At 58.6% G+C, this 21,664-nt stretch carries 17 protein-coding genes; 3 read left to right on the plus strand and 14 right to left on the minus strand.

Annotation, left to right across the window (positions count from 1 at the left end):
* From rffA to trxA, 10 genes are all read right to left on the minus strand, one after another.
* The gene (gene rffA, locus GT753_RS18215; RefSeq protein WP_015376256.1) at positions 1-1,131 is read right to left on the minus strand and encodes a dTDP-4-amino-4,6-dideoxygalactose transaminase; all 1,131 of its coding nucleotides are present in this window, start codon (positions 1,129-1,131) and stop codon (positions 1-3) included.
* Positions 1,118-1,846 carry a dTDP-4-amino-4,6-dideoxy-D-galactose acyltransferase gene (gene rffC, locus GT753_RS18220; protein WP_015376255.1) on the minus strand — a complete coding sequence of 243 codons (729 nt, stop codon included), beginning with the start codon at positions 1,844-1,846 and terminating at the stop codon, positions 1,118-1,120. Before rffC ends, rffA begins: the two co-directional genes overlap by 14 nt.
* Positions 1,824-2,705 (minus strand): glucose-1-phosphate thymidylyltransferase RfbA, encoded by an 882-nt coding sequence (gene rfbA, locus GT753_RS18225; RefSeq protein WP_015376254.1) that lies wholly within the window; start codon positions 2,703-2,705, stop codon positions 1,824-1,826. Before rfbA ends, rffC begins: the two co-directional genes overlap by 23 nt.
* 48 nt (positions 2,706-2,753) lie before the next feature.
* On the minus strand, positions 2,754-3,821 hold the full coding sequence (gene rffG, locus GT753_RS18230) for a dTDP-glucose 4,6-dehydratase (protein ID WP_015376253.1): 1,068 nt from the start codon (positions 3,819-3,821) through the stop codon (positions 2,754-2,756).
* Positions 3,818-5,080 (minus strand): UDP-N-acetyl-D-mannosamine dehydrogenase, encoded by a 1,263-nt coding sequence (gene wecC / locus GT753_RS18235; RefSeq protein WP_015376252.1) that lies wholly within the window; start codon positions 5,078-5,080, stop codon positions 3,818-3,820. The genes rffG and wecC overlap by 4 nt, the downstream gene beginning before the upstream one ends.
* Positions 5,077-6,207 carry a non-hydrolyzing UDP-N-acetylglucosamine 2-epimerase gene (wecB, locus tag GT753_RS18240; protein WP_004934198.1) on the minus strand — a complete coding sequence of 377 codons (1,131 nt, stop codon included), beginning with the start codon at positions 6,205-6,207 and terminating at the stop codon, positions 5,077-5,079. Before wecB ends, wecC begins: the two co-directional genes overlap by 4 nt.
* Positions 6,208-6,293: 86 nt before the next feature.
* Complete coding sequence (gene wzzE, locus GT753_RS18245; RefSeq protein WP_021505188.1) at positions 6,294-7,346, minus strand: ECA polysaccharide chain length modulation protein; 1,053 nt, start codon at positions 7,344-7,346, stop codon at positions 6,294-6,296.
* Between the two features lie 20 nt (positions 7,347-7,366).
* The gene (gene wecA / locus GT753_RS18250; RefSeq protein ID WP_004934192.1) at positions 7,367-8,464 is read right to left on the minus strand and encodes a UDP-N-acetylglucosamine--undecaprenyl-phosphate N-acetylglucosaminephosphotransferase; all 1,098 of its coding nucleotides are present in this window, start codon (positions 8,462-8,464) and stop codon (positions 7,367-7,369) included.
* Positions 8,465-8,760: 296 nt separating this feature from the next.
* A complete protein-coding gene (rho, locus tag GT753_RS18255) occupies positions 8,761-10,020 on the minus strand; it encodes a transcription termination factor Rho (RefSeq protein WP_004934188.1) in 1,260 nt (419 codons plus the stop codon).
* 400 nt (positions 10,021-10,420) lie between these two features.
* Entirely contained in the window at positions 10,421-10,747 is a 327-nt protein-coding gene (gene trxA / locus GT753_RS18260) for a thioredoxin TrxA (protein WP_004934187.1), read from the minus strand.
* A 131-nt stretch (positions 10,748-10,878) separates the two neighbouring features.
* Here trxA and rhlB point away from each other — a divergent pair, with 131 nt between their 5' ends.
* Positions 10,879-12,165, plus strand: a complete 1,287-nt coding sequence (rhlB, locus tag GT753_RS18265) for an ATP-dependent RNA helicase RhlB (RefSeq protein WP_015376249.1) — start codon at positions 10,879-10,881, stop codon at positions 12,163-12,165.
* Positions 12,166-12,170: 5 nt separating this feature from the next.
* Positions 12,171-13,667, plus strand: a complete 1,497-nt coding sequence (gene ppx, locus GT753_RS18270) for an exopolyphosphatase (protein WP_004934179.1) — start codon at positions 12,171-12,173, stop codon at positions 13,665-13,667.
* Between the two features lie 32 nt (positions 13,668-13,699).
* On the opposite strand, the gene rep is transcribed toward ppx, so the two are convergent.
* On the minus strand, positions 13,700-15,724 hold the full coding sequence (rep, locus tag GT753_RS18275; protein ID WP_004934177.1) for a DNA helicase Rep: 2,025 nt from the start codon (positions 15,722-15,724) through the stop codon (positions 13,700-13,702).
* A 109-nt stretch (positions 15,725-15,833) separates the two neighbouring features.
* Here rep and ppiC point away from each other — a divergent pair, with 109 nt between their 5' ends.
* Positions 15,834-16,115: a peptidylprolyl isomerase PpiC gene (ppiC, locus tag GT753_RS18280; protein WP_004934175.1), complete on the plus strand. Its 282-nt coding sequence runs from the start codon at positions 15,834-15,836 to the stop codon at positions 16,113-16,115.
* Between the two features lie 24 nt (positions 16,116-16,139).
* Here ppiC and GT753_RS18285 read toward each other — a convergent pair whose 3' ends face one another.
* The 3 genes from GT753_RS18285 to hmsP form a co-directional block, all read right to left on the minus strand.
* Positions 16,140-17,642 carry a pitrilysin family protein gene (locus GT753_RS18285; RefSeq protein WP_015376247.1) on the minus strand — a complete coding sequence of 501 codons (1,503 nt, stop codon included), beginning with the start codon at positions 17,640-17,642 and terminating at the stop codon, positions 16,140-16,142.
* Between the two features lie 260 nt (positions 17,643-17,902).
* The gene (locus GT753_RS18290) at positions 17,903-19,189 is read right to left on the minus strand and encodes a dicarboxylate/amino acid:cation symporter (RefSeq protein ID WP_015376246.1); all 1,287 of its coding nucleotides are present in this window, start codon (positions 19,187-19,189) and stop codon (positions 17,903-17,905) included.
* Positions 19,190-19,462: 273 nt separating this feature from the next.
* Positions 19,463-21,469 (minus strand): biofilm formation regulator HmsP, encoded by a 2,007-nt coding sequence (gene hmsP, locus GT753_RS18295; protein WP_015376245.1) that lies wholly within the window; start codon positions 21,467-21,469, stop codon positions 19,463-19,465.
* Between the last annotated feature and the right edge of the window lie 195 nt (positions 21,470-21,664).

Consider the following 21,664-nt stretch of genomic DNA (forward strand, 5'->3'; position numbering starts at 1 on the left):
TCAGGCGAAGAAGCTCAGGATGGTATTGATTACCGTACGTTGATTAGCATCGGACATATTGTAGAACAGCGGCAAACGCACCAGGCGCGCGCTTTCCTGGCTGGTATAGCGATCTTCACCGGCAAAGCGGCCAAACTGTTCGCCGGCCGGGCACGCATGCAGCGGGATATAGTGAAACACCGTCATGATCTCAGCTTCCTTCAGGTAGTCGATAAAGGCGGTGCGATCGTCGATATCACGCAGCTTGATATAGAACATGTGCGCATTGTGCTCGCAGTCCGCCGGCACAGTCGGCAACTCGATACGGCCGGCCTGCGCCAACGGCAGGAAGCTGTCGTAGTAATTCTGCCACAGAGCCAAACGGCGCTGGTTGATGCGTTCCGCCACTTCCAGCTGGCCCCACAGGTAGGCGGCCTGCAGGTCAGACATCAGATAGCTGGAACCGATGTCGCGCCAGGTATATTTGTCGACCTGGCCACGGAAGAACTGACTGCGGTTGGTGCCCTTCTCGCGGATGACTTCAGCCCGATCGATCAGGGCAGGATCGTTCACCAGCGTCGCGCCGCCTTCGCCGCCGGCGGTGTAGTTTTTGGTTTCATGGAAGCTGAAGCAGCCGATATGGCCGATGGTGCCCAATGCCTTGCCTTTGTAGGTCGACATCACGCCCTGCGCGGCGTCTTCCACCACGAAGAGGTTATATTTCTTCGCCAGCGCCATGATGGTATCCATCTCACAGGCAACGCCGGCATAGTGCACCGGTACAATCGCGCGGGTTTTATCGGTGATCGCCGCTTCGATTTTGGTTTCGTCGATGTTCATGGTGTCCGGACGCAGGTCGACGAACACCACTTTGGCACCGCGCAGCACAAAGGCGTTGGCGGTGGAAACGAAGGTAAAGCTCGGCATGATCACTTCGTCACCCGGCTGGATATCCAGCAGGATGGCGGCCATTTCCAACGACGCGGTGCAGGAAGGCGTCAACAGCACTTTCGCGCTGCCGAAACGCTGTTCCATCCACTGCTGGCAGCGACGGGTAAAACCGCCGTCGCCGCACAACTTGCCGCTGCTCATCGCAGCCTGCATATATTCCAGTTCAGTGCCAACAACCGGTGGAGCGTTAAATGGAATCATGTCTACCTCTGTATAACCAGTACGCGGTGCTTTCAATCACGGCACCCTGTCGTTGATAGAGTCGTAATGCGGCGATATTGCCTACCTGGGTCGCAACCCGCAGGCGTTGCATCCCCTGCCGCCGACATTCGGCCAGCGCCGTCGCCATCAGTCTGGAACCAATGCCCCGGCCTGATGCGCCGGGGTAGGCCGCCAGCAAGCCGATACGCATTTCCTGGCCGCCAATGTCGCGCAGGCTGACAAAGCCTTCAGGTTGCCCCTGGTTACCCAATACCAGCAAGCATTGATGATCGAAGGTGCCCAGCACCGCTTTTTCGATCCAGGCCGCATAGAATCGCCCGCTATCGGTGCGCTCGTACCACGGTGCGCGAAATCGGCTGGCGGCGAACACGTCACCGGCGGCAGCCCGCAACGACGGGATGTCCTCGGGCACGGCCATGCGCACCCCGGCCGCAGCGGTATCGACCGTCTCGCGTCCAGTTGCAATGTTCACGGCCAGATCCACTTCGCCTTCGACCAGCCGGAAGCCCAGCGCCGACAGTGCATCGGCCCACTCCAATCGGTAAGCGGGGATTTTAGCCTGCACCAACGCATAAGCATCCAAATCAGCGTTGCTCACGGGGGCCGCAGAGTCGTCGAAATGCAACTTGGCGCTCTTCAATTGGAAGAAGTCGCTCTCCCAATTCAGCGGTTCAATACTGGCGTGGACGTGCATGCAATAAATCCAGTAAGTATTTGCCGTAACCTGTTTTGGCCAGCGTCTGAGCCGCGCGTTTCACGCCCTCATCATCCAGCCAGCCATTGCGCCAGGCGATCTCTTCAAGACAGGCGATTTTAAAGCCCTGACGTTTCTCTACCGTCTGCACGAAGCTACTGGCTTCCAGCAGGCTGTCGTGAGTCCCGGTGTCCAGCCAGGCAAAACCGCGCCCCAGCAGCTCGACGGTCAGCTCGCCACGCTCCAGATACATCTGGTTGATGCTGGTGATCTCCAATTCTCCCCGAGCTGACGGCTTGATCTGCTTGGCGAACTCCACCACCTGAGCATCATAAAAATATAATCCGGTCACCGCCCAATTGGACTTCGGTTTAACCGGCTTTTCTTCGATCGACAGCGCGCGGAAGTGGTCGTCAAACTCCACCACGCCGAAACGCTCGGGATCCATCACCTGATAGCCAAATACCGTGGCACCGGCGGTGCGCGCCGCAACGCTTCTCAGCTTGGGACTGAACCCCTGACCAAAGTAAATATTATCGCCCAACACCAGGCAGCTCGGCTCGCCGGCCAAGAATTCTTCGCCAATCAGAAATGCCTGAGCCAGGCCATCGGGGCTAGGCTGCTCGGCATAGCTGAGATTGATGCCAAACGCTTCGCCGCTGCCCAACAAACGCTTGAAAGAAGGCAGATCTTCCGGCGTGGAGATAATCAGAATGTCTTTGATCCCTGCCAACATCAGTACCGACAGCGGGTAATAGATCATCGGCTTGTCATAAATCGGCAGCAGTTGCTTGGACACGCCGCGCGTGATCGGATGCAGACGCGTACCGGAACCGCCAGCCAGCACAATACCTTTCATACTTACTCCAAAACCCGCCGCACCGCCGCAAAGCGACGCGGCGTTAAATTAATCTGACAACCCCAAACGCTCACCGGCATAAGAACCGTCTTGCACCCGGCGCCACCAGGTTTCGTTAGCCAAATACCAGGCGACCGTCTTGCGAATGCCGCTTTCAAACGTTTCCTGCGGCCGCCAGCCCAACTCGCGATCGATTTTGCCGGCGTCGATGGCGTAACGCATATCGTGGCCTGGGCGATCCTTCACGTAAGTGATCAGATCGCGGTAGTTCGTCACGCCCTGCGGTTTATTTGGCGCCAATTCTTCCAGCAGATCGCAAATGGTCTGCACCACTTCGATATTCTTGCGCTCGTTATGGCCACCAATATTGTAAGTTTCGCCTACCACGCCTTCGGTCACGACCTGATAGAGCGCGCGCGCGTGATCTTCAACATACAACCAGTCACGCACCTGCGCGCCGTTGCCGTATACCGGCAGCGGTTTGCCGGCTACCGCATTCAGGATCACCAACGGAATCAACTTCTCCGGGAAGTGATAAGGGCCGTAGTTGTTCGAACAGTTGGTCACGAGGGTCGGCAAACCGTAGGTGCGCAACCAGGCACGCACCAGATGATCGCTCGATGCCTTGGAGGCGGAATACGGACTGCTCGGCGCATACGGCGTGGTTTCGGTGAACAGATCGTCGGTGCCGTGCAGGTCGCCGTACACTTCGTCGGTGGAGATATGATGGAAGCGGAAAGACTGCTTCTTCTCCGCCGCCAACGGCTGCCAGTAATGGCGCGCCGCTTCCAGCATCGTGTAAGTGCCAACCACGTTGGTCTCGATAAACGCCGCCGGGCCGTCGATAGAACGATCGACGTGGCTTTCCGCCGCCAGGTGCATCACCACGTCCGGCTGATAGCGTGCAAATACCCGGTCCAGCTCGGCACGATCGCAGATGTCGACCTGCTCGAAAGCATAGCGCTCGCTGTCGGCCACCACCGCCAGCGACTCGAGGTTACCGGCATAGGTCAGCTTATCCACTACCACCACGCTGTCGCCGGTGGCTTCGATGATGTGCCGCACCACTGCGGAGCCAATGAAACCGGCGCCGCCGGTGACTAAGATACGCTTCAACGCCAGACTCCCTTGGTATCCACCACCCAGCTTTGCTTGATCTCTTCCGGCCGGATGGCCTTGAACTGTTGGTGATCGACCAACATCACAATCACATCGGCCTGCTGCAACGCCTCAGCGATTGGCGTCAACGTCACGTGGCCCGCCAGCGACTTCGGCAACTGTTCGACGTTCGGTTCCACCGCCAGCGTTTCGCCGACGTGCCATTCGGCGATCAGGTGCGCCACTTCCACCGCCGGACTTTCACGCAAATCGTCGATATTCGGTTTGAAGGCCAGGCCGAAGCAGGCGATTTTCACCTCGGACGCGCGCTTGTCGGTGGCGGCCAGGCAATCGGCCACCGCCGCTTTCACCCGGTCGACCACCCACAGCGGTTTGCCGTCGTTCACCAGGCGCGCGGTGTGAATCAAACGCGCCTGCTGCGGGTTTTGCGCCACGATAAACCACGGATCGACGGCGATGCAGTGACCGCCTACGCCCGGCCCCGGCTGCAGAATATTCACCCGCGGATGGCGGTTCGCCAGGCGGATCAGTTCCCAGACGTTGATCCCCTGTTCGGCGCAAATCAACGACAGTTCGTTGGCAAAGGCGATATTCACGTCGCGGAAGCTGTTTTCCGTCAGCTTGCACATCTCGGCAGTGCGTGAGTTGGTGACTACGCATTCCCCCTCGAGGAAAATCTTGTACAGCGCGCTGGCTCGTTCCGAGCACTTCGGCGTCATGCCGCCGATCACTCGGTCGTTTTGAATCAGCTCTACCATCACCTGCCCCGGCAACACGCGCTCCGGACAGTAGGCGATATTCACGTCCGCCGCTTCGCCCGCTTGCTGCGGGAAGCTGAGATCGCTGCGCGCCTGCGCCAACCAGTCCGCCATTTGTTCAGTGGCGCCCACCGGCGAGGTGGACTCCAGGATCACCAGATCGCCTTTTTTCAGCACCGGCGCCAGCGATTTCGCCGCTGCTTCGACATAAGCCAGATCCGGCTCGTGATCGCCCTTGAACGGCGTAGGTACCGCGATCAGGAACGCATCGGCCGCCAGCGGTTTGGTCACCGCCCGCAGGAAACCGCCGTCGACGGCGTCCTTGACCACTTTGTCCAGATCCGGCTCGACGATATGGATCGCGCCGCGGTTAATGGTATCTACCGCATGTTGGTTAACATCTACGCCCACCACTTTTTTCTTGCGGGAAGCAAACGCCGCCGCCGTTGGCAAGCCGATATAACCCAGGCCGATAACCGAAATAGTGTCAAAACTCATAGTGTCACCTGATGATTCTTTAAAGCTTCGAGGATACGCTGACAGGCATGCCCGTCGCCGTATGGGTTATGCGCCCGGCTCATCGCGTGATATTCGCTTTCGTCCGTCAACAGCCGGGTCACCGCTTCAACAATTTTGGCCACATCGGTGCCGACCAGGCGCACCGTGCCCGCATCTACCGCTTCCGGGCGCTCGGTGGTGTCGCGCATCACCAGCACCGGCTTGCCTAACGAGGGCGCCTCTTCCTGAATGCCGCCGGAGTCGGTCAGGATCATGTAAGCGTGGGTCATCAAATAGACAAACGGCAAATAATCCTGCGGCTCGATCAGCATGACGTTGTCGATGCCTTTCAAAATGCGATTCACCGGCTCGCTGACATTCGGATTGAGATGCACCGGGTACACCACCTGCACTTCCGGGTGGCTGCGGGCGATCTCCGCCAGCGCACTGCAAATCCGCTCAAAACCGCCGCCAAAACTTTCCCGGCGATGGCCGGTGACCAGAATCAGTTTTTTGTCGGCATCGAGGAACGGGTAACGCTGCGCCAGGCTGGCGCGCAGCGCAGCATCGCTCATCACGCGATCGCGCACCCAGAACAGCGCGTCGATCACCGTATTGCCGGTCACAAAAATACGGTTGTCCGGCAGCAGCTCGCGCAGCAGGTTTTGGCGCGAGTTCTCGGTCGGCGCGAAGTGGTACATCGCCAGATGGCCGGTCAGTTTTCGGTTGGCCTCTTCCGGCCAGGGAGAATACAGATTGCCGGTACGCAGCCCGGCCTCGACATGCCCGACGGGGATGCGTTGATAGAACGCTGCCAGACTGGTCGCCAGCGTGGTGGTGGTATCGCCGTGCACCAGCACCACGTCCGGTTTGAAGTCTTCCAGCACCCCTTTCAGCCCTTCCAGGATGCGACAGGTGATTTCCGTTAGCCCCTGGCCGGGTTTCATGATGTTCAGGTCGTAATCCGGCGTGATCTCGAACAACCGCAATACCTGATCCAACATCTCACGATGCTGTGCCGTTACGCAGACTCTTGCTTCAAAGGCCTCATCCTGGGCCAGTGCATGTACCAGCGGTGCCATTTTAATGGCTTCAGGTCTGGTGCCGAAAACAGTCAACACTTTCACAGCGAATCTCTTTTGGTCGGTTAATCGCAGGCCCCGCCTGCGAATGGGGCGCTCACGCGCCCTGCATCAGATTATTATATTATTTTTTAACTACGCGGCCGACGCGCCAGGGCAACACCCGCGCCAACCAAAGCGCCCATCGCACCCCACAGAATCAGCCAGAATACCCGGCGCGGGCTGTCGCGTTTTACCGGCTCTTCCGGCGTGCGCAAATAACGATAGGTCTGGAACTTCTCATCCAACGTCGGGCCAACGTTCAGCGTCGCCAACATTGCGCGATTCTGATCGTAATCCAGATCGTAGGTCGGGCCGGAGGCCTGCAGGCCTTCCAGACGCGCCTGCAGCATTGGCCGGCCCAGCAGGAACAGATCCGAATCCGGCAACTGTTCTGCCGGGGTGTCGGTTTGCGTGCGGCTGATCCCCTGGCTTTCGGCGATTTTCAACGCCTGCTGCGTGGTGTTCAGCTCGCGCTTGTAAACCGACTCCGCCACCGCTTCCTGGCGCTTGACCTGTGCCTTCATCGAAGTAGTGCGAGCGGCCCACGCCCCCTGAATCTCTTCGTTCAGATGCAGGGCAGCGCGGTGGCTGGCGAAGGCCACATATTGGCGCAGCAGGCGGTTGGCGTCTGCGGCGGTTTCCGCCGTCAGCTTCACGCCGTCGTTCGGGACTTTTTTGTCGTCGCGCGGCGTGAACAGGATGTTATTGATCAACTCGTCGAGCAATGCCGCATCGGCGCGGGCATCCCCTTCCTGACGCTGTTTGTAGTAATCGCTCTGCAGCCAGAAATCGCGACGCGTGTCGTAAGCCGCCAGCTGCATGATGAACTCATTGTACGCTTCATCCGCGATGCTCGGCTGATCGCCGGCCATCGCCGGCAGCGTGCGCACGTCCAGATTGCGCAGGAACTGCTGCTGGGAATAGTAACCACCCAGCGCATTCACCGTGGGTTTGTCGGTGATTGCGGTCGCGCTCCACTCTTGCTTAACCAGGTAAGAAACGATCAGCGCGACCGCCGCGAACAGCACCGCAATGCCGATAATCCACGGTTTGCCGCGCCACAGGGTGCAGCACAGGCCGCGGATATCGAGTTCGTTATCCACCGCCGGGGTATGCTTGTCAGACGTTGTTTCTGGATTCATCACAGCCAAAAAGCCTCTGGTTAAGATACTTGCTTGTTATCGCTCGAACGCCGCAGCCGGCGCTTGATACGCTTAATGTACCGCGCAACCCGCCAGGCGCGCTTGATGCAGTAACCGTACAGGAAGAAAGCAAGCAAAAATAATGCCAACATAACCCACTCAGGGATAAAAGTCAGGCGTTCGCCGATCACGCCCACCGCCGCCAGCAATGCGGCCGCCAGGGTGATCAACACGAAAGCCTGCCGCGGCGTAAAGCCGGCGCGCATGATCAGGTGGTGAATATGTTGACGATCGGGAGAGAAGGGGCTCATCCCCTTGCGTAAACGACGGTACATGATTGCTATCATGTCCATCAGCGGAATAGCGATGATCCACAGCGCGGTCACCGGGTTGATCGAGTGTGCCTTACCCTGCGAGCTTTGCAGCAGCAGCCAAATGGCGGTAAAGCCGATCAGGGTGCTGCCGGCGTCCCCCATAAACACCTTATAACGGCGGCCGAGGATGCCGAGGTTGAGCAAAATATAGGGAACGATGGTGGCGATCATCGCAAAGCACCAGAACGCCAGCTCATGATGGCCGCTCAGGTACAGCAGCAGGCCCAGCGCCCCGAAGGAAACGCACGACAGCCCACCCAGCAGGCCATCAATGCCGTCGACCATGTTGAAGGCGTTGATCGCCGCCCATACCGCGAACAGCGTCACCAGATAGCCGAACGGCCCCAGCAGCATCTCCCAGTCACCCAGCACATGGCCGAAGCTGCGCAGATACAGACCGGCGAACACCATCATGGCGATGCCGACCAGCGCCTGCACCAGGGCGCGGATTTTAACGCTGATATCGAAACGATCGTCGAGCGCGCCCACAAACACCAGAATGCCGGCGCAGGTGAGATAAAGCTTGGCGTGCGCGATAGGTTGTTCGGAAATCCAAAACGCGAAGCACAACCCGGCATAAACGGAAATACCGCCGACCAGCGGAATCAACCCCTGATGGCGTTTGCGATAATTGGGTTTATCTACCAGACCAATACGTTTTGCCGCCTTGCGGGCAACAAAGAGAAAAGCCAAAGAAAACAGGAAAACAAATAGAATTTCAGTACTCATAGTGAGTAAGTTCACAGTTAACAGATCTCTGTAGAAGATAAGGCAGCTTACCACGGGCAATAGCTTGTGCCATCGACCCCCGCCACCTTTCGGTCATTTCCTATGACAACGGTGATTCATGCCTATTTTCTTCGCATCGGCTGACAAAACGACAGCAGCAAAGCCGACCGGCACCGGGCCGACCGACAAACAAGATGAATTCTCAATAAGTCGAGGAAACAACTTACTTTTCCATTACTGCTACTTATCGTATCCGCCAAAAGCGAAAAACGCCACGACTAGGCGTGGCGTTCAGCGAATTTTTTAACGAATTATGAGCGTTTCATCATATCGAAGAATTCATCGTTGGTTTTGGTCATCGCCAACTTATTAATGAGGAACTCCATCGCGTCAATCTCACCCATCGGGTGAATGATTTTGCGCAGGATCCACATTTTCTGCAGCTCTTCGGAAGTGGTGAGCAGCTCTTCTTTACGGGTACCGGAGCGGTTGTAATCGATCGCAGGGAATACGCGTTTCTCGGCGATTTTACGCGCCAGATGCAATTCCATGTTGCCGGTACCTTTAAATTCTTCGTAGATCACTTCGTCCATCTTCGAACCGGTATCAACCAGCGCGGTCGCGATGATGGTCAGGCTGCCGCCCTCTTCCACGTTACGCGCCGCACCGAAGAAACGCTTCGGACGATGCAGGGCGTTGGCGTCCACACCACCGGTCAGCACCTTACCAGAGGCCGGTACCACGGTGTTGTAGGCACGCGCCAGACGGGTGATGGAGTCGAGCAGAATGATCACGTCTTTCTTGTGCTCAACCAGGCGCTTGGCCTTCTCGATCACCATTTCGGCCACTTGCACGTGACGCGAAGCCGGCTCGTCGAAGGTCGAGGCGATCACTTCGCCTTTCACCAGGCGCTGCATCTCGGTCACTTCTTCCGGACGTTCATCGATCAGCAGCACCATCAGCACGCAGTCTGGGTGGTTGTAGGCGATGCTCTGCGCAATATTCTGCAGCAGCATGGTTTTACCGGCTTTCGGCGGTGCCACGATCAGGCCACGCTGGCCGCGGCCAATAGGCGCCGCCAGATCCAGTACGCGCGCCGTCAGGTCTTCGGTCGAGCCGTTGCCGCGCTCCATCCGCAGACGAGAATTGGCGTGCAGCGGCGTCAAGTTCTCGAACAGGATCTTGCTGCGGGCGTTTTCCGGCTTGTCGTAGTTGACTTCGTTGACTTTCAACAGGGCAAAATAGCGCTCGCCTTCTTTTGGCGGACGAATCTTACCGGAAATGGTGTCACCAGTGCGGAGGTTGAAGCGGCGGATTTGGCTAGGGGATACGTAGATGTCGTCGGGACCGGCGAGGTAGGAACTGTCTCCAGAGCGGAGGAAACCGAATCCATCCTGCAATATCTCGAGCACGCCGTCGCCGAAGATATCTTCTCCGCTTTTCGCATGTTGCTTCAGAATGGAGAAGATAATGTCCTGCTTGCGCATACGGGCAAGGTTTTCCAGCCCCATATTTTCGCCGAGAGTAATCAGCTCAGAAACCGGCGTATTCTTTAATTCGGTAAGATTCATAGTGGTGGGTTCTTAAACTCGGGGTATGTCTCGAACTTGTATCGTGAATGGTATGGCAGCGAAATGCGTGCCTGTTTACTGGACGTTCGATCACCGGGCGCAGAGCCGTCGCGGTAAGAAATGGCTTACATCGGGCGCACGCATTGACGGTTGAAGATCGAAGGTACCTTAAAAATGATTTTTGCAAAACCGTTTGATTGCCAAAACACGGGCTGAGTTCAGTTTACTTTCAACGCCAGTGATTCGACACAGAGTATAGCTTTAGATTCAAACTCTTTAGATTTAAAACTTCGGGCAAGTTCTATATGCAGTGTGGTTAAACTTAACACGCTTCTTGGCAGGCGTCTAGCGGTGAATTGAACATCACCGCCAGGCGCCTGATACTGGGCTTCCCGCCCGATTACAGATTCGCGTTCAGGAAATCTTTGAGCTGACCTTTGGACAACGCGCCAACCTTGGTCGCGGCCACTTCACCGTTCTTGAACAGCAACAGCGTAGGGATGCCACGGATACCGTACTTAGGCGCGGTAGCCGGGTTCTGATCGATATTCAGCTTGGTGATGGTCAGTTTGCCTTCGAACTCTTCGGCAATCTCATCCAGAATCGGAGCAATCATCTTGCACGGCCCACACCATTCAGCCCAGAAATCGACCAGGATCGGCCCTTCCGCTTTCAGCACGTCAGCTTCGAAGCTGCTGTCAGTCAGGTGAATAATTTTATCGCTCATGTTCTACTCCACAGGATTATGTCTACCTTGTTGGTGTAGCATTAACCAACTCAAGGTGATTTTATTGCACCGCGTTTATTTCAACGGATGTGCTTTCGTAAAGCAATAGTTAGCTGATATTCTACCACACTATGAGCAAAACACACTTGACCGAACAGAAGTTTTCCGACTTCGCCCTGCACCCGTTAGTCCTTGAAGCCCTTGAGAAAAAAGGGTTTCACAATTGCACGCCCATCCAGGCGTTAGCATTGCCGCTCACGCTCTCCGGGCGTGACGTTGCAGGTCAGGCGCAAACCGGTACCGGAAAGACGCTGGCGTTTTTGGCGTCTACTTTTCACTATTTGCTGACTCACCCGGCGAAACAGGATCGCCAGACCAATCAGCCGCGCGCCTTGATCATGGCGCCTACGCGTGAACTGGCGGTGCAAATCCACTCCGATGCGGAAGCGCTCTCCCAGAGCACCGGCCTGAAACTGGGCCTGGCCTACGGCGGCGACGGCTACGACAAACAGCTGAAAGTGCTGGAAAGCGGCGTGGACATTCTGATTGGCACCACCGGCCGTTTAATCGATTACACCAAACAGAACTATGTCGATCTCGGCGCGATGCAGGTCGTCGTGCTGGATGAAGCCGATCGCATGTACGATCTTGGCTTTATCAAAGACATCCGTTGGCTGTTCCGCCGCATGCCTGCGGCCGATCAACGCCTGAACATGCTGTTCTCCGCTACCCTGTCCTATCGCGTACGCGAACTGGCCTTCGAGCAGATGAACAACGCCGAATATGTTGAAGTGGAACCGGAACAGAAAACCGGCCACCGCATTAAAGAAGAGCTGTTCTACCCGTCCAACGAAGAAAAAATGCGTCTGCTGCAGACACTGATCGAAGAAGAGTGGCCGGATCGCGCCATCATCTTCGCCAACACCAAGCACCGCTGCGAAGACATCTGGGGCCACCTGGCCGCCGACGGTCACCGCGTCGGCCTGCTGACCGGTGACGTGGCGCAGAAAAAACGCCTGCGCATCCTCGACGACTTCACCAAAGGCAATCTCGATATTCTGGTCGCCACCGACGTCGCCGCGCGCGGTCTGCACATCCCTTCCGTCACGCACGTCTTCAACTACGATCTGCCTGACGACTGCGAAGACTACGTGCACCGCATCGGCCGTACCGGCCGAGCAGGCGCCAGCGGCCACTCCATCAGCCTGGCGTGTGAAGAGTACGCGCTCAACCTGCCGGCGATCGAGACCTATATCGACCACAGCATTCCGGTGAGCAAGTACAACAGCGATGCGCTGCTGACCGATTTGCCGGCGCCGAAGCGCCTGTCGCGTCCGCGCGGCGGCAACGGCCCACGTCGCAACTCCGCGCCACGTCGCGGCGGCGCGCCGCGCAACAACCGTAAACGTTCGAGCTGATCGCCATGCTCAGCTCCAGCACGCTTTATGCTGCCATCGATCTCGGCTCCAACAGCTTCCACATGTTGGTAGTGCGCGAGGTGGCCGGCAGCATTCAGACTCTGGCGCGGATCAAGCGCAAAGTGCGCCTGGCGGCCGGGCTGGATCAGAACAATCACCTGTCGCATGAGGCCATGCAACGCGGCTGGCAGTGCCTGCGGCTGTTCTCCGAACGCCTGCAGGACATACCACGCGAGCAGATCCGCGTCGTCGCCACCGCCACGCTGCGTCTGGCGTCCAACGCCGATGAGTTCCTGCAGGCCGCCGAGCAAATCCTCGGCTGCCCGGTACAGGTGATCAGCGGCGAAGAAGAGGCACGGCTGATCTATCACGGCGTCGCGCACACCACCGGCGGGCCGGATCGTCGGCTGGTCGTCGACATCGGCGGCGGCAGCACCGAACTGGTCACCGGCACCGGCGCACAGGCAACGCAGCTGTATAGCCTGTCGATGGGCTGCGTCACCTGGCTGGAGCGCTACTTCAGCGATCGCAACCTTGGGCAAGAAAACTTCGAGCGCGCCGAACAGGCCGCGCGCGAAATGGTGCGGCCGATCGCACCGCAATTGCGCCAACAAGGTTGGCAGATCTGCGTCGGCGCTTCCGGCACCGTGCAAGCGCTGCAGGAGATCATGGTGGCGCAGGGCATGGATGAGCGCATCACCCTGCCCAAACTGCGCCAGCTGAAACAGCGCGCCATTCAGTGCGGCAAGCTGGAAGAGCTGGAGATCGAAGGGTTGACGCTGGAGCGCGCGCTGGTGTTCCCGAGCGGCCTGTCCATCCTGTTGGCCATCTTCCAGGAGCTGGGCATCGAGAGCATGATGCTGGCCGGCGGGGCGCTGCGTGAAGGTCTGGTTTACGGCATGCTGCATCTGCCGGTGGAGCAGGATATTCGCATCCGCACCATCCGCAACCTGCAGCGCCGCTACCTGATCGACACCGAGCAGGCCGAACGCGTCAGCCAGCTCGCCGCCAACTTCTCCCAGCAGGTCGCCAACGAGTGGCAGCTGGATGCGCGATGTCGCGAGCTGTTGCACAGCGCCAGCCTGATCCACGAACTCGGCCTCAGCGTCGATTTCAAGCAGGCGCCGCAACACGCCGCCTACCTGATCCGCCACCTGGACTTACCCGGCTTTACCCCGGCGCAGAAAAAACTGCTGGCCACCCTGCTGCAAAATCAGAGCAACACCCTCGACCTGTCGCTGTTGAACCAGCAAAACGCCCTGCCGCCGCGCACTGCGCAGCGCCTGTGCCGCATTTTGCGCCTGGCGATCATCTTCGCCAGCCGCCGCCGCGACGACACGCTGCCGGCGGTGCGGTTACGCGCCAATCAGGACGATGAACTGACGGTGATCTTGCCGCCGGGCTGGCTGGAACAGCATCCGCTGCGCGCCGAGGCGCTGGAGCAGGAAAGCCACTGGCAGAGCTACGTCCACTGGACGCTGCGGTTGGAAGAACAACGTTGACATGACCAGGGCGCGAATCGCGCCCTTTCTTTTTAATTCCCGCCTTTGGCCTTGGCCAGCTGGGCGCGGATATTGGCCAGATGGCTCTGCCCCTTCTGCATCCGCTCCTGCGGGCTCACCACTTTGCGTTCGGTTTCCCACGCCAAATCGTCCTGCGGCAGCTCCAGCAGGAACCGGCTCGGCTCCGGCCGCACCAGCTCGCCGTACTGACGGCGCTCGCGGCACAGGGTGAAAATCAGCTCTTTTTGCGCGCGGGTGATCCCTACATAGGCCAGACGCCGCTCTTCATCGACATTGTCTTCGTCGATGCTGCTCTGGTGCGGCAGCAGCCCCTCTTCCATGCCCACCAGGAACACGTAAGGGAACTCCAGCCCCTTTGAGGCGTGCAGCGTCATTAGCTGCACCTGATCCAGCTCCTCTTCACTTTCGCCGCGTTCCATCATGTCACGCAGGGTGAAGCGCGTCACGACCTGGGTCAGCGTCATCGGCTCGTCCAGATCGTTGCCTTCCAGCATTTCCGTCATCCAACCGAACAGCGTGTTGACGTTTTTCATCCGCATTTCGGCGGCCTTCGGGCTGGTCGAGGTTTCAAACAGCCAGCTCTCATAATCCACGCCGCGGATCAGATCGCGCACCGCCGCCACTGGCTCACGTTCCGCCTGCTGGGCGATGCCGCCCAGCCAATGGGTGAAGCGCTGCAGCGATTCCAGCCCGCGTCCGGTCAAGTGCTGGCTCAGCCCCAGATCGAAGCTGGCATGGAACAAACTTTTGTTGCGCTGGTTGGCCCACTCGCCAAGCTTCTGCAGCGTTGCCGGGCCGATCTCACGCTTGGGGGTATTGACGATGCGCAGAAAGGCGCTGTCGTCTTCCGGGTTGGTCAGCACGCGCAGGTAAGCCAGCAGATCCTTGATCTCGGGGCGCGAGAAGAACGAGGTGCCGCCGGAAATCTTGTACGGGATACGGTTCTGCATCAGCATCTTTTCAAACACCCGCGACTGGTGATTGCCGCGGTACAGGATCGCATAGTCGCCGTAATTGGTCTTTTTCACGAAGTGGTGGGCGATAAGCTCCCCTACCACCCGCTCGGCTTCGTGATCCTCATTGTTGGCGGTCACTACCTTCAGCTCTTCGCCATACCCCAGCTCAGAAAACAGCCGCTTTTCAAACACGTGTGGGTTATTGGCGATCAGAATGTTGGCCGCCTTCAAAATGCGCTCGCTGGAACGGTAGTTTTGCTCCAGCTTGATCACCTGCAGCGCCGGGAAATCTTCCTTCAGCAACACCAGGTTCTGCGGCCGCGCGCCGCGCCAGGAGTAGATCGACTGGTCGTCGTCGCCCACCACGGTAAAGCGCGCGCGGTTGCCCACCAGCAGCTTCACCAGCTCGTATTGGCTGGTGTTGGTATCCTGATACTCATCCACCAGCAGATAGCGGATGCGCTGCTGCCAGCGTTCGCGCACCTCTTCGTTGCGTTGCAACAGCAGCGTCGGCAGCAGGATCAGGTCATCGAAGTCCAGCACATTGCACGCCCGCATATGGGCGTGGTAAAGACCGTAGCAGTGGGCGAACAGCTTGTCGCGTTCCGAGCGCGCCAACTCTGCCGCCCGCTGGGGATCGATCAGGTCGTTTTTCCAGTTGGAGATGGTCGAAATCAGCTGCGCCACCAGCGTTTTGTCGCTTTCCAGCCACTTTTCGGTCAGCTCTTTCAATAGCGCCAGCTGATCCTGATCGTCGAACAGCGAGAAGTTGGACTTCATCCCCAACGCCACGTATTCCCGCTTGATGATCTCCAGCCCCAGGGTATGGAAGGTGGAAATCATCAGTCCGCGCGCCTCTTTGCGCCCCAGGGTTTGCGACACGCGCTCTTTCATCTCGCGTGCGGCCTTGTTGGTAAAGGTCACGGCGGCGATGTGCCGCGCCTGATAGCCGCAGTGGTGGATCAGGTGGGCTATCTTGTTGGTGATAACGCGCGTCTTGCCGGAACCGGCGCCGGCCAACACCAGGCAGGGCCCGGTAACGAATTCGACGGCTTGTTGTTGGCTGGGGTTTAATCGCATGGTGCTGGCTTGCTCAACTGTAAAACGTGGAAGGGAATTGTAGCAGAAAGCGCCGATGAGATTTAGCGGGTATAATCAGCGCAATTTTCGCATCGACAAAGGCAATACCATGGCAAAAACGGCGTGCGCCCTGCACATTCTGGTAGACAATGAAAAGCTGGCCAACGAGCTGCTGGCCAAGCTGAAGCGCGGTGTCAGCTTCGACACGCTGGCACGCAAATATTCGAGCTGCCCGTCAAAACGCAACGGCGGCTCGCTGGGCGAATTCAACAAGGGCGCGATGGTGCCGGCGTTCGATAAAGCGGTGTTCAGCATCCCGCTGCTCAAACCTTACGGCCCGGTCAAAACCCAGTTCGGTTACCACATCATCAAGGTGCTGTACCGTAACTAGGGGGCCTGCGCCCCCTGCTGCGAATTACTGCGCGCCGGCGTCCGTCACCGGCGCAGCCACCGCGGTGTCGGCCGGTTTGGCTTCTTCCGTCACCACCGCCGGCGCCGGCATCATGATGCCGTCATAGGTTTCCTGCAGCTGCTTCATGCTCATTTCCGGCTCACCTTTCGGCTGCATCAGCACCAGGGTCGCCTCCTGAGACAGCTGCAGCTTCAGCGCCTGATTCAGCGTCTCCAGCGTCAGGCTGGACAGGAATTCCTGGCGCAGTTTCTGATACAGCTCCGGCGCGATATCCACCACCCCGCTCTGCTGCGAACGCAGGCGCTGGCTCATCAGCACATCGGTGTCGGTGCGGGCGTAGGTGGCGAACAGCTTGCTCAGCTGATCGTTTTTCTGCGCCAGCAGCGCATCGAATTCCTCTTTCGACAGACCGTTATCACGCACGTTGGCCAGCTCGCGGGCGATAAAGCCCAGGCTGCCGTTCAGATTGTTGTTCGGCGTATCCAGATGGATGGCGCACTGCCCACGCTGGTACTGCACGCGGCAGTCAAAGCCCAGATGCAGGCTCTTCTGGTCGCTTTTTTCCAGCGTCTGCTGAAGATGCCAGAACAGCGCCTCGCGGGCGAGATCGCCACGCCAGTAACGGAGCAGGCTCTGCGAATCGCGAATCGGGTGCCACGGCGAATCCCACATGATCGACAGCGTATCCTGTTTCACCTGCTCGCTGATCAGGCTCACCGGCTGCTGCGGCAGCGGCGTCAGGGTCGGCATCGGGGCCGGGGTTTCACGTTTGCCCTGCAGCGGCGAGAACGCCTTGTTGATCTGCTCGCCCAGGCTGCGGCTGTCGACCTTGCCGACCACGAACAGCGTCATGGCGTCCGGGGTATACCACTGCTGATAGAATTTCTTCAGCTGCTCGAGGTTGACCGGCCGTTTCGCCGGCTGCGCCGGATCGTGCGCCAGCAGCGTCGAGCCTTTCAGGCGGTAACGCCACCAGGCATCTTGGGTATTGGGCGGGAAAGTGCCGACCGGATTGATGCTGGAATTCATCACCGCGTGCACCGTATGCTCGTCGATCGCCAGTTTGCCGGTGGTGTCCGCCAGCCAGGCCAGCGCTTCTTTCAGCAGGTCGGGCCGGTTGTTCGGCAGGCTGAGGTTATACATGGTGAAATCATACGAGATGATCGCCGGCGGCAGCGGCCGCTCGTTATCCACGCTCTGTTGCCACAGGGCTCGCAGCTGCGGCGCGGTAAAGCTTTCGCTGCGCGCCAACGCCAGCCGCGGCAGCAGATGGGCGAAACCGGTCTGCTGCGAAGACTCCACCAGAGAGCCGGTATTGACGATCAGCCGCAGTTCCACGCGGTCGCTTGGCCGCTGCGGCGTATCGAGAATCTGCCATGAAAACCCGTTGGCCAGCGCCCCCTGCTGCCAGGCAGGATCGGGTTGTAGTGCTTCAGCCTGCACGCTGCTACTGGCTGCCGCCAGTAGCAGCCCACCAACTATAAGATGAATTCTGGTGCCCTGCATGTGAACCCCTACTTAATGACTATCCAATTTCTTATGCAAATGCGTGTATTCCATTCAATGGAATCATAAAAATACGCCCTGAGTTTCACAGTGGGGCGGAAAGCAGAAAGTGTACCATCGTGTTAGACCGCGCGCCTTTGCGGATGTCACTCATTAGAGTGAAAAATAATAGATTGCGGGGTTTTTAATGCAAAAAATCGTTACGAGGCAGGGGAAGAAGCTCACCGGCCGCGGCTGCGGCCGGTGATTTACCGCCGAAATCAGGCGGAAGGCAGCGTTTTGTCCGCGCCGGTATTTTTGTTGTTCAGGGTGTCTTTCAGCTGTTTCTCATCCAGCTGATTACACCATTTGGCCACGACCACGGTCGCCACGCCATTGCCCACCAGGTTGGTCAGCGCGCGGGCTTCCGACATAAAGCGGTCGATGCCGAGGATCAGCGCCAGGCCGGCCAGCGGCAGGTGGCCTACGGCGGAGATGGTGGCGGCCAAAACGATAAAGCCGCTGCCGGTCACGCCCGCCGCCCCTTTGGAGGAGAGCAGCAACACCACCAGCAGGGTAATCTGATGCATGATATCCATGTGGGTGTTGGTCGCCTGAGCGATAAACACCGCAGCCATGGTCAGGTAGATAGAGGTGCCATCCAGGTTGAAGGAGTATCCGGTCGGGATCACCAGACCCACCACCGATTTCTTGCAGCCCAACTTCTCCATTTTATCCAGCATGCGCGGCAGCGCGGATTCGGACGACGAGGTTCCCAGCACGATCAGCAGCTCTTCTTTGATGTAGTTGACGAATTTGAAGATGCTGAAGCCGTTGGCGCGGGCGATGCTGCCCAACACCACCACCACGAACAGGATGCAGGTGATATAGAAGCACACGATCAGCTGGCCGAGTTGCACCAGCGTGCCGACGCCGTATTTACCGATGGTAAACGCCATGGCGCCGAAGGCCCCCAGCGGCGCCAGGCGCATGATCATGTTGATGATGCCGAAAATCACCCGCGAGAAGCTGTCGATCACGTTGTAGATCAGCTGCCCTTTGTCGCCCAGACGATGCAGGGCGAAGCCGAACAGTACCGCGAACAGCAGCACCTGAAGAATGTTGCCGCTGGCGAACGCGCCGATCACGCTGCCGGGGATGATATCCAGCAGGAACGGAATGATGCCCTGCTGCTGCGCCTGCTCGGCGTAGATCGCCACCGCTTTGGCGTCCAGCGTGCCGGGATCGACGTTCATGCCGGCGCCCGGTTGCACCAGGTTGACGATCACCAGGCCGATAATCAGCGCAATGGTGCTGACGATTTCAAAATACAGCAGCGCGATGGCGCCGGTGCGCCCCACCGCCTTCATGCTTTCCATGCCGGCGATGCCGGTCACCACGGTGCAGAAGATCACCGGCGCGATGATCATCTTGATCAGTTTGACGAAGCCATCGCCCAGAGGTTTCATCTCGGCGCCAAGGTCAGGGTAGAAATGGCCAAGCAGGATACCCAGCGTGATCGCCGTCAGCACCTGAAAATAGAGGCTCTTAAAGATCGTTGTTTTCATATGAACATCCTATGGGGGGAAGACACGCACCAGGCAGCAGTCTAAAAATCCAGCCTGTTCATCGCTTGCGCGGAAAATAACACCCACTTAACAACATGGAAATAATTTGTTGCACCCACCGTGTGGGGTTGATGTGAATTTAAGAGCTGAAACGCGTCAGTCGGGGTGCAAAGCTGAAAATTGCGTAAGCCTTTGTTTGCACTAACGCAAAAGAGGTAGATAAAGAATGGCGATTTTCGGACGAGGAAAAGTACCGGAAAGGTATCGCGACGCTCACGGCGCCGCGCGGCAAAACTCGGCTTCGAACGCTTCGCGCGGCAGCGGCCGAGCGAACAGGAATCCTTGCCCACTGCGAATGCCGTGCTGCAGCAGCCAGTCACGCTGTTCGGCGTTTTCCACGCCTTCGGCCATCACCGGCAACGCCAGCACTTCGGAGATCGAACTGACGATGCGCACCATCGCATCGTCGCCCGGCAGCCCCTGAATGAAACTGCGGTCGATCTTAATCAAATCGATCGGCAGGGATTTCAAGCGGTTGAGGTACTCCAGGCTGGAGTAGCCCATGCCGAAGTCGTCCAGCGCGATCGACAGCCCCAGGTCGTGCAACTCGCGCAGCAGCGCCAGGGCGCGATCGAGATCGTCGATGCGTACCGTCTCGGTGATCTCCAGCAGCAGCTTGCGCGGATCGATCCGATACTGCGCCAGCAGGTTTTTCAGATGCGGGACGAACGCTTCATCCTGCATCTGAATACCGGAAACGTTAACCGCCAGCGGCAGCGCAATGCCGCGTTGCTGCCAGTCCGCCAGGATACGGCAAGACTCTTCCAGCACCCAGTTGCCGAGAGGCACGATCACGCCCAGCTCTTCCGCGAGCGGGATAACGTCGGCCGGCAGGGTATAGCTGCCGTCATACTGTTGCCAACGCAGCAGCGCTTCGGCGCCGATCACCTCGTTGGACTGCATGTCGATCTGCGGCTGCAGGAACAGCGTGAAATGCCGCTGCTCGATGCCGTGCAGGATCTCACTCTCCTGCGTCAGCCGCTTCTGCGTGCGTTCCGTCAGGCTGGGTTCGAAGAACAGGATCTGATTTTTTCCTTCGCGGTGCGCGGACATCATTGCCGAGGTGGCGCTGCGCAGCAGCTGTTCCGCGCTCTCCCCCTGATTGAGGTAGTGCGCGATGCCGATGCTGGCGTTGGGCCGCAGCGCCAGACCTTCCAGCGTCAACGGCGCATTGATCTCCGCCATGATGCGCCGCGCCAGCTGCATGGCGTGGAACGGCCGCTCAATGCCCTTGGCCAGAATGGCGAATTCGGTATTGCTCAGCTGTGCCAGCACGCCGTTTTCGTCGATGCAGCCGCGCAGCTTCTTCGCCAGCGCCAGCAGCAGCGCTTCACGCATCGCCGGGCTCATCACGCCAGACGCTTCATGCAGCGTCTCGATGCCGATCACCAGCAGGTTAAAACGCTCAGGGCGCAGACTGGAGGCGATATGCTGTTCCAGCAACGCGTTCAGCAATGCAGGATTCGGCAGTTCGGTCACCGGGTGGCGGGTGCTCAGGCGGCTCATATCGGCATGCGCCTTGGCCAGCGTCTGTTGATTGCGGTTGTAATTGCGCACCAGCAGGCCGAGCTCGTCGTCCTGGTGCAGCGCCGGCAGCATCAGCTGGTGATAGGGCGCTTCGTCCTGCGAGATGTTCTCCAGCTCTTTGGCCATCGCGCGCAGCGGATGCACCATCAGCCGGTTCATGCACCAGGTGATGGCCACCGACAGGATCAGCGCCAGCAGCAGGTAGGTCGACAGCATGGTCGACAAAATGCTGAGGATAAACTGGTACATGCGGAACGAATCGGCCTGCAGCACCAGATAGGCCAGCGGCTGCTGGTTGGCGGGCACCCGCTCCAGCGAATAGAGCGGCACGGAAATTTGGATAGGCAGTTCAAACAGCCGGGCGATCAGCGTCGGCACCGGCCGCTCCGGCGGGAAATTGGCGTGCAGCGCCTGAAACTCGTTCGGCAACACGATATCCGCCCGGCTGAGAATGCCGACCGGCAACAGCGTGTTCAGCACCTTTTTGGCTTCCGGCACGTCCATGCGCAGCACCGCTTCCGCCAGCGGCTGGCGCACGGAATGAGCGATATTCTCCAGTTGCTGGGCGTAGTCATCCCTGCGCTGCTGCACAAAGTGGAATAACTGGATCACGATAAAAATGCAGATCGTGACCAGCGCCACGCCGGACACTGTCGCCATCTGCTTAATCGTTAACGAACGCCTGACCCGCAAACCTGCTCTCCGTGAAATCGGGCTGAAACAAAAAGGGGGCTGACTCTCACCCGCCCCCTCGAACCGGGCTGAGTATACTCGATCATCGGCTGTTTTTATCTGGCTATGCCGCAGGCAAAACCAAGAAAATCGCGGGTTTCAGTCTTTTCCTAAAGCGGACAAACGCGACCCGGACACAGGGTAACAAAACTCCCC

Source organism: Serratia sp. Z4, assembly GCF_009900725.1.
GTDB classification, from domain to species: Bacteria; Pseudomonadota; Gammaproteobacteria; order Enterobacterales; family Enterobacteriaceae; genus Serratia; species Serratia nematodiphila.